This window comes from Streptomyces sp. NPDC048254, from assembly GCF_043201895.1.
In the GTDB taxonomy this organism is placed as follows: domain Bacteria; phylum Actinomycetota; class Actinomycetes; order Streptomycetales; family Streptomycetaceae; genus Streptomyces.
On the sequence record NZ_JBICZJ010000002.1, the window covers coordinates 191890 to 205820 of the forward strand.

21 protein-coding genes are annotated in these 13931 nt (G+C 66.0%); 20 read left to right on the top strand and 1 reads right to left on the bottom strand.

Annotated features, from left to right (window positions below):
* Positions 1-14 precede the first annotated feature (14 nt).
* The 20 genes from rplN (at position 15) to truA (ending at position 11913) form a co-directional block, all read left to right on the top strand.
* Positions 15-383 (top strand): 50S ribosomal protein L14, encoded by a 369-nt coding sequence (gene rplN / locus ACGFZQ_RS06125; protein WP_003992364.1) that lies wholly within the window; start codon positions 15-17, stop codon positions 381-383.
* 2 nt (positions 384-385) lie between these two features.
* The gene (gene rplX, locus ACGFZQ_RS06130; RefSeq protein ID WP_030967306.1) at positions 386-709 is read left to right on the top strand and encodes a 50S ribosomal protein L24; all 324 of its coding nucleotides are present in this window, start codon (positions 386-388) and stop codon (positions 707-709) included.
* Entirely contained in the window at positions 709-1266 is a 558-nt protein-coding gene (gene rplE / locus ACGFZQ_RS06135) for a 50S ribosomal protein L5 (RefSeq protein ID WP_093499638.1), read from the top strand. The genes rplX and rplE overlap by 1 nt, the downstream gene beginning before the upstream one ends.
* A gap of 5 nt (positions 1267-1271) precedes the next feature.
* Positions 1272-1457, top strand: a complete 186-nt coding sequence (locus tag ACGFZQ_RS06140; RefSeq protein WP_003948630.1) for a type Z 30S ribosomal protein S14 — start codon at positions 1272-1274, stop codon at positions 1455-1457.
* Positions 1458-1695: 238 nt separating this feature from the next.
* Positions 1696-2094: a 30S ribosomal protein S8 gene (rpsH, locus tag ACGFZQ_RS06145; RefSeq protein ID WP_089099428.1), complete on the top strand. Its 399-nt coding sequence runs from the start codon at positions 1696-1698 to the stop codon at positions 2092-2094.
* Between the two features lie 24 nt (positions 2095-2118).
* Positions 2119-2658, top strand: coding sequence for a 50S ribosomal protein L6 (gene rplF, locus ACGFZQ_RS06150; protein ID WP_351693707.1), 540 nt, complete (start codon positions 2119-2121; stop codon positions 2656-2658).
* Positions 2659-2661: 3 nt separating this feature from the next.
* Positions 2662-3045 carry a 50S ribosomal protein L18 gene (gene rplR / locus ACGFZQ_RS06155; protein ID WP_089099426.1) on the top strand — a complete coding sequence of 128 codons (384 nt, stop codon included), beginning with the start codon at positions 2662-2664 and terminating at the stop codon, positions 3043-3045.
* 36 nt (positions 3046-3081) lie between these two features.
* The gene (gene rpsE / locus ACGFZQ_RS06160; protein WP_016645168.1) at positions 3082-3687 is read left to right on the top strand and encodes a 30S ribosomal protein S5; all 606 of its coding nucleotides are present in this window, start codon (positions 3082-3084) and stop codon (positions 3685-3687) included.
* Entirely contained in the window at positions 3687-3869 is a 183-nt protein-coding gene (rpmD, locus tag ACGFZQ_RS06165; RefSeq protein ID WP_006376032.1) for a 50S ribosomal protein L30, read from the top strand. Before rpsE ends, rpmD begins: the two co-directional genes overlap by 1 nt.
* Before the next feature lie 2 nt (positions 3870-3871).
* Positions 3872-4327, top strand: a complete 456-nt coding sequence (rplO, locus tag ACGFZQ_RS06170) for a 50S ribosomal protein L15 (protein WP_007443991.1) — start codon at positions 3872-3874, stop codon at positions 4325-4327.
* A 189-nt stretch (positions 4328-4516) separates the two neighbouring features.
* A complete protein-coding gene (gene secY, locus ACGFZQ_RS06175) occupies positions 4517-5830 on the top strand; it encodes a preprotein translocase subunit SecY (RefSeq protein ID WP_351693704.1) in 1314 nt (437 codons plus the stop codon).
* A complete protein-coding gene (locus ACGFZQ_RS06180) occupies positions 5830-6495 on the top strand; it encodes an adenylate kinase (protein ID WP_393839375.1) in 666 nt (221 codons plus the stop codon). The genes secY and ACGFZQ_RS06180 overlap by 1 nt, the downstream gene beginning before the upstream one ends.
* A gap of 104 nt (positions 6496-6599) precedes the next feature.
* Positions 6600-7436 (top strand): type I methionyl aminopeptidase, encoded by an 837-nt coding sequence (gene map / locus ACGFZQ_RS06185; protein WP_351748634.1) that lies wholly within the window; start codon positions 6600-6602, stop codon positions 7434-7436.
* A gap of 174 nt (positions 7437-7610) precedes the next feature.
* A complete protein-coding gene (infA, locus tag ACGFZQ_RS06190) occupies positions 7611-7832 on the top strand; it encodes a translation initiation factor IF-1 (RefSeq protein WP_003948620.1) in 222 nt (73 codons plus the stop codon).
* A gap of 61 nt (positions 7833-7893) precedes the next feature.
* The gene (gene rpmJ, locus ACGFZQ_RS06195) at positions 7894-8007 is read left to right on the top strand and encodes a 50S ribosomal protein L36 (RefSeq protein ID WP_003998809.1); all 114 of its coding nucleotides are present in this window, start codon (positions 7894-7896) and stop codon (positions 8005-8007) included.
* Positions 8008-8231: 224 nt separating this feature from the next.
* Positions 8232-8612, top strand: coding sequence for a 30S ribosomal protein S13 (gene rpsM / locus ACGFZQ_RS06200; RefSeq protein WP_393839376.1), 381 nt, complete (start codon positions 8232-8234; stop codon positions 8610-8612).
* Positions 8613-8682: 70 nt separating this feature from the next.
* Positions 8683-9087 carry a 30S ribosomal protein S11 gene (rpsK, locus tag ACGFZQ_RS06205; RefSeq protein WP_003956432.1) on the top strand — a complete coding sequence of 135 codons (405 nt, stop codon included), beginning with the start codon at positions 8683-8685 and terminating at the stop codon, positions 9085-9087.
* Positions 9088-9211: 124 nt separating this feature from the next.
* The gene (locus ACGFZQ_RS06210; protein WP_003966937.1) at positions 9212-10234 is read left to right on the top strand and encodes a DNA-directed RNA polymerase subunit alpha; all 1023 of its coding nucleotides are present in this window, start codon (positions 9212-9214) and stop codon (positions 10232-10234) included.
* A 161-nt stretch (positions 10235-10395) separates the two neighbouring features.
* Entirely contained in the window at positions 10396-10905 is a 510-nt protein-coding gene (rplQ, locus tag ACGFZQ_RS06215) for a 50S ribosomal protein L17 (protein ID WP_351693695.1), read from the top strand.
* Between the two features lie 126 nt (positions 10906-11031).
* Positions 11032-11913 carry a tRNA pseudouridine(38-40) synthase TruA gene (truA, locus tag ACGFZQ_RS06220; RefSeq protein ID WP_393839377.1) on the top strand — a complete coding sequence of 294 codons (882 nt, stop codon included), beginning with the start codon at positions 11032-11034 and terminating at the stop codon, positions 11911-11913.
* Here the strand turns inward: truA and ACGFZQ_RS06225 are convergent.
* Entirely contained in the window at positions 11879-13903 is a 2025-nt protein-coding gene (locus tag ACGFZQ_RS06225; protein ID WP_393839378.1) for an acyltransferase family protein, read from the bottom strand. The genes truA and ACGFZQ_RS06225 overlap by 35 nt on opposite strands.
* Between the last annotated feature and the right edge of the window lie 28 nt (positions 13904-13931).

The following is a 13931-nucleotide window of genomic DNA, read 5'->3' on the forward strand; positions in this document are numbered from 1 at the left end:
CACAGGAGATAGACGTGATCCAGCAGGAGTCGCGACTGCGCGTCGCCGACAACACTGGTGCGAAGGAAATCCTTTGCATCCGTGTGCTCGGTGGCTCCGGTCGCCGCTACGCGGGCATCGGTGACGTCATCGTCGCCACCGTCAAGGACGCGATCCCCGGCGGCAACGTGAAGAAGGGTGACGTCATCAAGGCGGTCATCGTTCGCACCGTCAAGGAGCGCCGCCGTCCGGACGGCTCGTACATCCGCTTCGACGAGAACGCCGCTGTCATTCTCAAGAACGACGGCGACCCTCGTGGCACCCGTATCTTCGGCCCGGTCGGCCGTGAGCTGCGCGAGAAGAAGTTCATGAAGATCATCTCGCTGGCTCCGGAGGTGCTGTAAGCATGAAGATCAAGAAGGGCGACCTGGTCCAGGTCATCACCGGTAAGGACAAGGGCAAGCAGGGCAAGGTCATCGCGGCCTACCCCCGCGAGGACCGGGTCCTGGTCGAGGGTGTCAACCGGGTCAAGAAGCACACCAAGGCCGGTCCGACCGCTCGCGGTTCGCAGGCCGGCGGCATCGTCACGACCGAGGCGCCTGTCCACGTCTCCAACGTCCAGCTGGTCGTTGAGAAGGACGGCAACAAGGTCGTCACGCGTGTCGGTTACCGCTTCGACGACGAAGGCAACAAGATCCGCGTTGCCAAGCGGACGGGTGAGGACATCTGATGGCTACCACCACTGCTCCGCGTCTGAAGCTGAAGTACCGCGAGGAGATCGCGGGCAAGCTGCGTGACGAGTTCAAGTACGAGAACGTCATGCAGATCCCCGGCCTCGTCAAGATCGTGGTCAACATGGGTGTCGGCGACGCCGCCCGTGACTCGAAGCTGATCGAGGGCGCGATCCGCGACCTGACCACGATCACCGGTCAGAAGCCGGCCGTCACCAAGGCCCGTAAGTCCATCGCGCAGTTCAAGCTGCGTGAGGGTCAGCCGATCGGTGCCCACGTCACGCTCCGTGGCGACCGCATGTGGGAGTTCCTGGACCGCACCCTGTCGCTCGCGCTGCCGCGCATCCGCGACTTCCGTGGTCTGTCCCCCAAGCAGTTCGACGGCCGTGGCAACTACACCTTCGGTCTCACGGAGCAGGTCATGTTCCACGAGATCGACCAGGACAAGATCGACCGTACCCGGGGTATGGACATCACCGTGGTCACCACGGCGACCAACGACGCTGAGGGCCGCGCGCTCCTTCGTCACCTCGGCTTCCCGTTCAAGGAGGCGTGAGCGAGATGGCGAAGAAGGCTCTGATTGCCAAGGCTGCTCGCAAGCCCAAGTTCGGTGTGCGTGGCTACACGCGCTGCCAGCGCTGCGGCCGTCCGCACTCCGTGTACCGCAAGTTCGGCCTCTGCCGCGTGTGCCTTCGTGAGATGGCTCACCGTGGCGAGCTGCCGGGCGTGACCAAGAGCTCCTGGTAATCCCCCTTTTAGGGATTCCGGAGACTCTCGGTAAGCAATGGGCGTGTCAGGTGCCCACCCCTTCATGGCTTAGGCTTGGAGGGTTGGGCGCCTGACGGTCGCCCGTACGCCCGTGGGCAGGGCCCACAAATGTTTGCTTACTACGCCGTAGGTCCACCGCACCGCACCCGCCTCGTCTCGGATCGAGGAGAGGGATGGGCACCTGGAAACCCCGGCGAGAGAGGCCGAAGGCCAATTCATGACCATGACTGATCCGATCGCAGACATGCTTACGCGTCTGCGGAACGCGAACTCGGCATACCACGACTCCGTGACGATGCCGGCGTCGAAGATCAAGTCTCACATCGCGGAGATCCTCCAGCAGGAGGGCTTCATCACGGGCTGGAAGGTCGAGGACGCCGAGGTCGGCAAGAACCTCGTCCTGGACCTGAAGTTCGGTCCCAACCGTGAGCGCTCCATCGCGGGCATCAAGCGGATCTCCAAGCCCGGTCTCCGGGTGTACGCGAAGTCCACCTCCCTGCCGAAGGTGCTGGGCGGCCTCGGCGTGGCGATCATCTCCACGTCGCACGGGCTCCTCACCGACAAGCAGGCCGGCAAGAAGGGCGTAGGCGGGGAAGTCCTCGCCTACGTCTGGTAGCAGAAGGGAACGGAGGAAACAGCTATGTCGCGTATTGGCAAGCTCCCCATCACGGTTCCCGCCGGCGTGGACGTCACCATCGACGGCCAGACGGTCTCGGTCAAGGGTCCCAAGGGCTCGCTGACCCACACCGTTGTGGCGCCGATCGAGATCGCCAAGGGTGAGGACGGCGTTCTGAACGTCACCCGCCCCAACGACGAGCGTCAGAGCAAGGCCCTGCACGGCCTGTCCCGCACGCTGGTGGCGAACATGATCACCGGCGTGACCCAGGGTTACGTGAAGAAGCTCGAGATCAGCGGTGTCGGTTACCGCGTGACCGCCAAGGGCTCGAACCTCGAGTTCGCGCTCGGTTACAGCCACCCGATCCTCGTCGAGGCCCCCGAGGGCATCAGCTTCAAGGTCGAGAACCCCACCCGGTTCTCGGTCGAGGGCATCGACAAGCAGAAGGTCGGCGAGGTCGCGGCCAACATCCGCAAGCTGCGCAAGCCCGACCCGTACAAGGCCAAGGGCGTCAAGTACGAGGGCGAAGTCATCCGCCGCAAGGTCGGAAAGGCGGGTAAGTAAGCCATGGCATACGGACAGAAGATCCTCAAGGGCGACGCCTACAAGCGCGCCGCGATCAAGCGCCGCCACATCCGGATCCGTAAGAACATTTCCGGTACGGCGGAGCGTCCCCGTCTGGTCGTTACCCGCTCCAACCGCCACATCGTGGCCCAGGTGATCGACGACATCAAGGGTCACACCCTGGCGTCGGCGTCCACGCTGGACACCTCGGTCCGTGGTGGCGAGGGTGACAAGTCCGCGCAGGCCAAGCAGGTCGGCGCCCTGGTCGCCGAGCGTGCCAAGGCCGCCGGTGTCGAGGCCGTGGTGTTCGACCGTGGTGGCAACCAGTACGCCGGGCGCATCGCTGCCCTGGCGGACGCCGCCCGCGAAGCCGGGCTCAAGTTCTGAGCCGCTTGTAGCTAGCGGAAAGAGAGAGGTAATCCAATGGCTGGACCCCAGCGCCGCGGTGGCGGTGCCGGTGGCGGCGAGCGGCGGGACCGGAAGGGCCGTGACGGCGGCGCTGCTGCCGCCGAGAAGACCGCGTACGTTGAGCGCGTTGTCGCGATCAACCGCGTCGCCAAGGTTGTGAAGGGTGGTCGTCGCTTCAGCTTCACCGCGCTGGTCGTGGTGGGCGATGGTGACGGCACCGTGGGTGTCGGTTACGGCAAGGCCAAGGAGGTGCCGGCCGCCATCGCCAAGGGTGTTGAGGAGGCCAAGAAGCACTTCTTCAAGGTCCCCCGTATCCAGGGCACCATCCCTCACCCCATCCAGGGTGAGAAGGCCGCGGGCGTCGTCCTGCTCAAGCCGGCTTCGCCGGGTACCGGTGTTATCGCCGGTGGTCCCGTGCGTGCCGTGCTGGAGTGCGCCGGCGTTCACGACATCCTGTCGAAGTCCCTGGGCTCCGACAACGCGATCAACATCGTGCACGCGACCGTGGCGGCCCTCAAGGGCCTGCAGCGTCCCGAGGAGATCGCGGCCCGCCGCGGTCTGCCCCTCGAGGACGTCGCCCCCGCGGCTCTGCTTCGTGCGCGTGCGGGAGCGGGTGCGTAATGGCTCGCCTCAAGGTCACGCAGACGAAGTCGTACATCGGCAGCAAGCAGAACCACCGTGACACCCTGCGGTCCCTTGGTCTCAAGGGGATCAACACCGTGGTCGTCAAGGAGGACCGCCCCGAGTTCCGCGGCATGGTGCACACCGTCCGCCACCTCGTGACGGTTGAGGAGGTCGACTGATCATGGCGGAGAACAACCCGCTCAAGATCCACAACCTCCGTCCCGCCCCGGGCGCCAAGACCGCCAAGACCCGTGTGGGTCGTGGTGAGGCGTCGAAGGGTAAGACGGCCGGTCGTGGTACCAAGGGTACGAAGGCCCGTTACCAGGTTCCGGAGCGCTTCGAGGGTGGCCAGATGCCCCTCCACATGCGTCTTCCGAAGCTGAAGGGCTTCAAGAACCCGTTCAAGACCGAGTTCCAGGTCGTGAACCTCGACAAGCTGGCCGCGCTGTACCCGGAGGGTGGCGAGGTCACCGTCGAGGGGCTCGTCGCCAAGGGTGCCGTTCGCAAGAACAGCCTCGTCAAGGTGCTCGGCCAGGGTGAGGTCTCCGTGGCGCTGCAGGTGACGGTCGACGCCGTCTCCGGCTCCGCCAAGGAGAAGATCACCGCCGCCGGCGGCACCGTCACCGAGCTCGTCTGAGCATCTCGGACGTCATCGATGACGTAAGCGATTCCGACCGGGGATACCCTCACAGTGGGGTATCCCCGGTTGGTCGTTCCTAGGGGGCGTGGTCGCCGGTAAGGTGGCCTGCGCTGTTCTTTTTCCTCATTCGTCGAACCTCAAGACCGTCACCCTTGACGCAGTTGCGCGGGGGTCGCAGGAGGCACCGTGCTCACCGCGTTCGCCCGGGCGTTCAGGACGCCCGACCTGCGCAAGAAACTGCTCTTCACGCTGGCCATCATCGTGGTCTACCGGGTCGGTACCCATATCCCGATCCCCGGCGTCAACTACAAAGCCGTCCAGACGTGTGTGAACGAGGCCTCCGGCAACCAGGGCCTGTTCGGTCTCGTCAACATGTTCAGCGGCGGCGCGCTGCTCCAGATCACGATCTTCGCGCTCGGCATCATGCCGTACATCACCGCCAGCATCATTCTTCAGCTGCTGACCGTGGTCATCCCGCGCCTGGAAGCCCTGAAGAAGGAGGGCCAGGCAGGTACGACGAAGATCACCCAGTACACCCGTTACCTGACGGTGGCCCTCGCCATCCTGCAGGGCACCGGCCTGGTGGCCACCGCCCGCAGCGGCGCCCTCTTCTCCGGCTGCACGGTCGCCTCCAGCATCGTGCCGGACCAGGCGATCTTCACCACCATCACGATGGTGATCTGCATGACCGCCGGTACGGCCGTCGTCATGTGGCTCGGTGAGCTGATCACCGACCGCGGCATCGGCAACGGCATGTCGATCCTGATGTTCATCTCGATCGCCGCGACGTTCCCGTCCGCGCTGTGGGCCATCAAGAAGCAGGGCACCCTGGCGGGCGGCTGGATCGAGTTCGGCACCGTCATCGCGGTCGGCCTGATCATGGTCGCCCTGGTGGTCTTCGTCGAGCAGGCCCAGCGTCGGATCCCGGTCCAGTACGCGAAGCGCATGATCGGCCGCCGGTCCTACGGCGGCACGTCCACGTACATCCCGCTCAAGGTGAACCAGGCCGGTGTGATCCCGGTCATCTTCGCCTCGTCGCTGCTCTACATCCCGGCACTCGTGGCGCAGTTCGCCGGCGGCAACTCGGGCTGGAAGCAGTGGATCTCCACGAACCTGACCAAGGGTGACCACCCGATTTACATCACCCTGTACTTCTTGCTCATCGTTTTCTTCGCGTTCTTCTATGTCGCCATCTCCTTCAACCCCGAAGAAGTAGCCGACAACATGAAGAAGTATGGTGGCTTCATCCCGGGCATCCGGGCTGGCCGACCGACCGCTGAGTACCTGTCGTACGTGCTCAACCGGATCACCTGGCCGGGTTCGCTGTATCTGGGCCTGATCGCTCTCGTACCGACGATGGCGTTGGTTGGCTTTGGGGCAAGCCAGAACTTCCCGTTCGGTGGCACCAGCATCCTGATCATCGTGGGTGTGGGCCTCGAGACGGTGAAGCAGATCGAGAGCCAGCTTCAGCAGCGCAATTACGAAGGGTTCCTCCGCTGATGCGAATCGTCCTCGTCGGGCCGCCGGGCGCCGGTAAGGGAACGCAAGCCGTTCGCCTCGCCGAGAAGCTGAAGATCCCGCACATCTCCACGGGCGACCTGTTCCGGGCCAACATCAGCCAGCAGACGGACCTCGGGAAGCTCGCGAAGTCCTACATGGACGCCGGCAACCTCGTCCCCGACGAGGTCACCATCGCCATGGCCAAGGACCGCATGGAGCAGCCGGACGCCGCCGGCGGCTTCCTGCTGGACGGGTTCCCGCGCAACGTCTCGCAGGCCGAGGCGCTCGACGAGCTCCTGAAGAACGAGGGCATCAAGCTCGACGCCGTACTCGACCTCGAGGTCCCGGAGGACGAGGTCGTCAAGCGGATCGCGGGCCGCCGCATCTGCCGCAAGGACAACGGCCACGTCTTCCACGTGACGTACAGCCCGCCGAAGGTCGAGGGTGTCTGCGACATCTGCGGCGGCGAGCTGTACCAGCGCGACGACGACTCCGAGGACACCGTCCGTACGCGGCTGGAGGTCTACCACACACAGACCGAGCCCATCATCGACTACTACAAGTCGCAGGGCCTGGTCCGTACGATCTCCTCGCTGGGCCCGGTGGACGAGATCACCCGGCGGGCGCTGGACGCGCTGGGGCAGAACGAGGACGAGAAGAAGTAGTTCCACGGCGGTTCCGGCCGCGGTGCCCCCTCGGGTGCCGCGGCCGTACTGTTGTACAGGTATCCGGTTGACGTTGACGTGAGTGACGGAGAGCGCAGGCCCCCATGGTGCAGATCAAGTCCCCCGAGCAGATCGCCAAGATGCGGGCGGCGGGCCTGGTCGTAGCCGCCATCCACGCGGCCACCCGCGAGGTGGCGGTCCCCGGTGCCAGCACCAAGGATCTGGACGAGGTGGCCCGCAAGGTCCTCGCCGAGCACGGCGCCAAGTCGAACTTCCTCGGGTACGGCGGCTTCCCGGCCACCATCTGCACGTCCGTCAACGACGTGGTCGTCCACGGCATCCCCGCGGAGAACGTCGTCCTCAAGGACGGCGACATCATCTCCATCGACTGCGGTGCGATCGTCGACGGCTGGCACGGTGACGCGGCCTACACGGCCTTCGTGGGCTCCGGCCACGCTCCGGAGCTGATCGAGCTCTCCCGGGTGACCGAGGAGTCGATGTGGGCCGGCATCGCGGCGATGAAGCAGGGCAGCCGGCTGGTGGACGTGTCCAGGGCGATCGAGACGTACATCCGCCGGCAGCCGAAGCCGGGCGGCGGCCGGTACGGGATCATCGAGGACTACGGCGGCCACGGCATCGGCACCGAGATGCACATGGACCCGCACCTGCTGAACTACGTCGACCGGCGGCGGGGGAAGGGGCCGAAGCTGGTTCCGGGGTTCTGCCTGGCCATCGAGCCGATGGTGTCGCTGGGGACGCCGCGGACCGAGGTGCTTGAGGACGACTGGACGGTCATCACGACCGACGGGACGTGGTCCTCGCACTGGGAGCACAGCGTCGCGCTGACCGAAGAGGGTCCGCTGGTGCTGACGTCTCCCGACGGGGGCCGGGCCAAGCTGGCCGAGCATGGGATCACGGCTGCGCCGGATCCCCTGGGCTGAGGCGTGCTTAATGATCTGCCTTGTGGGGCAGTCTTTCTCGATTCGTCTTTCCGGGTGCGCTGACGTAGACTGACTCGTCGGCTCTCGTGCACCCGCATGTCCGCATGCGCCCGTGGGATATCCCAAGCGGGACGCGTGGGAGTCGATCAAGGTAGTCGATTCGAAGGGCGAAGCGTGGCCAAGAAGCAAGGTGCCATCGAGATCGAGGGCACTGTCGTCGAGTCTCTTCCGAACGCGATGTTCAAGGTCGAGCTCCAGAACGGCCACCAGGTCCTGGCACACATCAGCGGCAAGATGCGTATGCACTACATCCGCATCCTCCCTGACGACCGGGTCGTGGTGGAGCTGTCTCCGTACGACCTGACGCGTGGCCGGATCGTCTACCGATACAAGTAGATCTTGCCCAGGTCTCGTGCAAGCGGGGCTGCCGGCAACTGACCCGGAGAACCTCAATCCCATGAAGGTCAAGCCGAGCGTCAAGAAGATCTGCGACAAGTGCAGGGTGATCCGCCGTCACGGTCGGGTCATGGTCATCTGCGAGAACCCGCGCCACAAGCAGCGCCAGGGCTGACGCACGACCGATCCCTCTGCATCCATCGCAGAGATTCGCGCGACGCAAGCTGAATTTGTTCATACGCAGGACCCGAGCCGGAGACGGCTCGACACCCCCGGTTCGGAGGCCGGGGACCCAGGCCGTACCAAATCTTTGGCTGCATCTTTTGAACAGCGTGAAGAGGCCGGCGGCTGGGATCCGGTCCTGCGGAAGACCTCCGAAGATCACCAGGAGCCATTGAAGTGGCACGCGTTTCCGGTGTTGACATCCCGCGCGAAAAGCGTGTGGAAGTCGCCCTCACCTACGTGTTCGGCATCGGCCGTACGCTCTCCCAGCTGACGCTGGCCGAGACCGGCATCGACCCGGACACCCGCGTCCGTGACCTGACTGAAGAGCAGCTGGTCGCGATTCGTGAGTACGTCGACAACAACATCAAGACCGAGGGTGACCTCCGTCGCGAGATCCAGGCCGACATCCGCCGCAAGGTCGAGATCGGCTGCTACCAGGGTCTGCGTCACCGCCGCGGTCTGCCCGTCCGCGGTCAGCGCACCAGCACCAACGCCCGCACCCGCAAGGGCCCGCGTCGCGCCATCGCCGGCAAGAAGAAGCCGGGCAAGAAGTAGTCCGCAGCGGACAACGCTTCATCAGCGGTCTTCGCTGTAGGACCGACCACCTCCCCGTAGGAGTTACTAGATGCCCCCCAAGGGTCGTCAGGGCGCTGCCAAGAAGGTGCGCCGCAAGGAAAAGAAGAACGTCGCTCACGGCCACGCGCACATCAAGAGCACGTTCAACAACACGATCGTCTCCATCACGGACCCGTCCGGCAACGTGATCTCCTGGGCCTCCGCCGGCCACGTCGGCTTCAAGGGCTCCCGGAAGTCCACGCCGTTCGCCGCGCAGATGGCCGCCGAGTCGGCTGCCCGTCGCGCGCAGGAGCACGGCATGCGCAAGGTCGACGTGTTCGTGAAGGGCCCGGGTTCCGGTCGTGAGACCGCGATCCGTTCCCTGCAGGCCACGGGCCTCGAGGTCGGCTCCATCCAGGACGTCACCCCGACCCCGCACAACGGCTGCCGTCCGCCGAAGCGCCGCCGCGTCTGACGCGACGCCTTCGGGCCTGAGGTTTCCGGGCGGTACGGCTCCGTGAAGGGGCCGTATCGCCCGTACCCTTGCAGTACCAGTAGGGCGTCAAATAGCGGGCGCCCGCAACTGAAGGATCCACACCATGCTGATCGCTCAGCGTCCCTCGTTGACCGAAGAGGTCGTCGACGAGTTCCGCTCCCGGTTCGTGATCGAGCCGCTGGAGCCGGGCTTCGGCTACACCCTCGGCAACTCCCTCCGCCGGACTCTGCTGTCCTCGATCCCGGGTGCGGCGGTCACGTCCATCCGTATCGACGGTGTCCTGCACGAGTTCACCACCGTGCCGGGCGTCAAGGAGGACGTCACCGACCTGATCCTCAACATCAAGCAGCTGGTCGTCTCCTCGGAGCACGACGAGCCGGTCGTGATGTACCTGCGCAAGCAGGGCCCGGGTCTGGTCACCGCCGCCGACATCGCGCCCCCGGCCGGTGTCGAGGTGCACAACCCCGATCTGGTCCTCGCCACGCTCAACGGCAAGGGCAAGCTGGAGATGGAGCTGACGGTCGAGCGTGGCCGCGGTTACGTCTCCGCCGTGCAGAACAAGCAGGTGGGCCAGGAGATCGGCCGTATCCCGGTCGACTCCATCTACTCGCCGGTGCTCAAGGTCACGTACAAGGTCGAGGCGACCCGTGTCGAGCAGCGCACCGACTTCGACAAGCTGATCGTCGACGTCGAGACGAAGCAGGCGATGCGGCCGCGTGACGCCATGGCGTCGGCCGGCAAGACCCTGGTCGAGCTGTTCGGTCTCGCCCGCGAGCTGAACATCGACGCCGAGGGCATCGACATGGGTCCGTCCCCGACGGACGCCGCCCTTGCCGCCGACCTGGCGCTGCCGATCGAGGAGCTGGAGCTCACGGTCCGCTCCTACAACTGCCTCAAGCGTGAGGGCATCCACTCCGTGGGTGAGCTCGTCGCCCGCTCCGAGGCCGACCTCCTGGACATCCGCAACTTCGGTGCGAAGTCCATCGACGAGGTCAAGGCGAAGCTGGCCGGCATGGGCCTGGCCCTCAAGGACAGCCCGCCCGGATTCGACCCGACCGCCGCCGCCGACGCCTTCGGTGCCGACGACGACGCGGACGCCGGGTTCGTCGAGACCGAGCAGTACTGAGAGCTCGGGACCGACTGCCCGTTCTTGGCTGCGGGACCGTTGTGGCTGGTCACGCAGTTCCCCGCGCCCCTCGGGGCGCGGGGTCTCCGACAGACGACCGTCTGCTCGGATACTGACCCCGGTACCTGATACGGCCGGGGCAGACACACAGGAGAAGAACCATGCCGAAGCCCACCAAGGGTGCCCGTCTGGGCGGCAGTGCCGCGCACGAGAAGCTGCTCCTCGCGAACCTCGCGAAGGCGCTGTTCGAGCACGGCCGTATCACCACCACCGAGGCGAAGGCCCGCCGTCTGCGGCCGTACGCCGAGCGTCTGGTCACCAAGGCGAAGAAGGGCGACCTTCACAACCGCCGTCAGGTGCTCCAGGTCATCACGGACAAGAGCATCGTGCACACGCTCTTCACCGAGATCGGCCCGCGGTACGAGAACCGTCCGGGTGGCTACACCCGTATCACCAAGATCGGTAACCGTCGTGGCGACAACGCGCCCATGGCTGTCATCGAGCTGGTCGAGGCGCTGACGGTCGCGCAGCAGGCGACGGGTGAGGCCGAGGCCGCGACGAAGCGTGCCGCCAAGGACGCCGAGGTCAAGGCCGAGGAGACCAAGGTCGAGGAGACCGAGGTCGTCGAGGACGCCAAGGCTGACGAGGCCGAGGAGTCGAAGGAGGCGTAAGCCGTCCTTTGGCTGCCGGTCCGTTGTGGCTGGTCGCGCAGTTCCCCGCGCCCCTGAGGGGCGTGCTGGTGGGCCCGTTCCTTTCGAGGGGCGGGCCCGCTTCTGTGTTCCTGAGAGGATCTCCGTGTGAGTGACGAAGTTCAGCCCGGCCACGTCCGTATCCGCCTCGACCTGTCCTACGACGGGAGTGGGTTTCACGGGTGGGCCAAGCAGGCCGGGGGGAAGCGGACCGTGCAGGGGGAGATCGAGGAGGCGCTGCGGGTCGTCACCCGGTCACAGAAGACGACGTACGACCTGACGGTGGCCGGGCGGACGGATGCCGGGGTGCACGCGCGGGGGCAGGTGGCGCATGTCGATCTGCCGGCCGGGGTGTGGGAGGAGCAGCGCGAGAAGCTGCTGAAGCGGCTCGCCGGGCGGCTGCCGAAGGACGTGCGGGTGTGGGCGCTGGGTGAGGCGCCGGCGGGGTTCAACGCGCGGTTCGCGGCGCTGTGGCGGCGGTATGTGTACCGGGTCGGGGACCGGCCGGGGGGCGTGGACCCGCTGCTGCGCAATCACGTCCTGTGGCACGACTGGGAGTTGGACGTCGAGGCGATGGACGCCGCGGCCAAGTCCCTTGTGGGGGAGCATGACTTCGCCGCGTACGCGAAGAAGCGGGAGGGGGCGACGACCATCCGCGAGGTCCTCGGCTTCGGGGTGACCCGGCGGGCGGACGGGGTCGTCGAGATCGAGGTGCGGGCCGATGCCTTCTGCCACAACCAAGTGCGGTCGATGGTGGGCGCGTTGCTGTTCGTCGGCGACGGGCACCGGGGTGTGGAGTGGCCGCGGAAGGTGCTGGACGCGCGGGTGCGGGACAGCGCCGTGCATGTCGTGCGGCCGCACGGGCTGACGCTGGAGGAGGTCGCGTACCCGGCGGCCGGCCTGCTGCTGGAGAGGCAGCGGGAGGCCCGCCGGGTACGCGGCGAGGTGCACGGGGTCAGCCGGCCAGGACCTTCTTCAGGGTCGGCTTGAGATACGGGATCAGCGTCTTGGCGTAGCCCGAGGTGATGTGGCTGTCGTCGGTGAAGACGACCTGGTCGCCGATGACGGCTGGGCAGACGTCCTGCGCGCAGAACAAGGGCACCGTGTCGATGATGTAGGCGCCGTGTTTCTCGGCCACCTGCTGCTCCATGGTCCGGAATTTCGGGAACTCGAGCGCTTCGCTCCTCTTCCGGTTGCAGGCGGAGAGGTCATTGGTGTGGGTGGCGAGGCAGTCCGGGATGTTCTGGCCGGGCTCCGGGGTGTCCGTCATGTAGACCAGTTGGGCGCTGTTGTTCTTCAGGGCCGCGAACAGGGCTTCGGCTCCCGTCCTGGTCGCTTCCCGGCGAGCACGGTCGGAAATGACGATGATGTCGGGCTTGATCTTGTCGAGTGCCGCGAAGGCGGAGTTCCGCCAGCTGGTGCATTCCGTGTATTCGCGGTTGAGCTCGGGGTTGGTGATGTCGTAGACCTGCGGGGAGCATCCTCCCTTGGACACGATCACGATCCTGGTGTGCAGCTCCTGCCCGATCTTGTCGAAGGCGTCGCTCCACTGCCAGGCATGCGAGTCCCCCATGAGGACCATGGTCTGCTTGCCTTTCGCATCCCCCAGTACGCAGGCGTCCGCCAGGTCGAATTCCTTGTCGGTGGTGCTGTCGATGCAGCTCTTGCTCGCGTGGTCGTCGGGGGATTTCTGCAGCGAACTCTGTCCGGCCGCGGTCAGCCGGGTCTGGAGTGCGGCGTCTTCCACCGAGGCCTGGTTGCTGTATCCGGACGCGACGGTGGTGGTGGATGCCACGGTGTCGAGGTTCAGAGGAAGGAAGATCGCCAGGGCGGTCGCCCCGGCCGCGGTGGCGGTGGTCGTACCGCCGAGCAGGATTCCCTTCCACGGGCGCAGTACCAGGTCCACGTTGTTGCGGAACCGGCGTTCGACCACATAGTGCATGGCGACGGCCAGGATGAACGACGCCGACGCGACCCGGAAGCGGTCGGAGTAGGTGATGTCCCGGTCGGCGATGTACGGCCAGAGGATCAGGAGCGGCCAGTGCAGGAGGTACCAGCCGTAGCTGACATTGCCGACGAAGTTGAACAGGGGATTGTCGAGGAGCCGTTCCACACCGAGGCGTGGCGCGGCGCACCCGCCCGCGATGATCATGACGGCCCCGAGGACGGGACCCGCGACCGCGTACCCCGGCAACGGGGTCTTGTCGGAGATGAGCAGCGCCGTGACCAGAGTGGTCGCGAGCCCCAGCCAGGAAACGACCGCCGCCAGACCCGCGTTCAGGCGGGAGAGGGACCGGGCCACCAGGGCGAGGAAGACACCGGTGGTGAGTTCCCAGATACGGGTGTGGGTGGCGAAGTAGGCGAGGGGCTGGTTGACCGAGGTCAGCGTGTAACCCAGGTAGAACGAGCTGCCGATGACGGCCGTCAGGAACAGCCCCACCAGAGCCCGGTTACGGAACATCTTGCGGCTCAGCCAGACGGTGACGACCAGCGTCACCGGGACGACGAGGTAGAACTGTTCCTCGATGCCCAGCGACCAGAAGTGCTGATACGGGGACTGGCTGCCGTCGTTGGCGAAGTAGTCGGTACCGGTTTCGACGAGGCGCCAGTTCATGATGCTGAGGGCCGAGCTGAGTCCGTCCTTCATGTACGTGTCGAAGCGGAGCGGGCTGCCGAACACCCAGGCCGCGATCGCGGTGGCGATGATGGTGACCGCCATGGCGGGGCCGAGGCGCCGGAAGCGGCGGGCCCAGAACTTGCTCAGGGAGACCTTGCCGGTCTTGTCGATCTCGGCGAGCAGCTGGCCGCCGATGAGGAAGCCGCTGAGGACGAAGCTGACGTCCACGCCGCCGTGGATGTCGATGATGCCGCAGTGCATGGCGACGACCATCATGATGGCGACGGCACGCAGGCCCTGGATGTCCGGCCGGTACTTGCGAAGGCGCTGTTCGCTCGCGGCCGTTGAACGATGGCTGGTCACTTCTCTCCAGTAACTGTCCGGTCGGGCC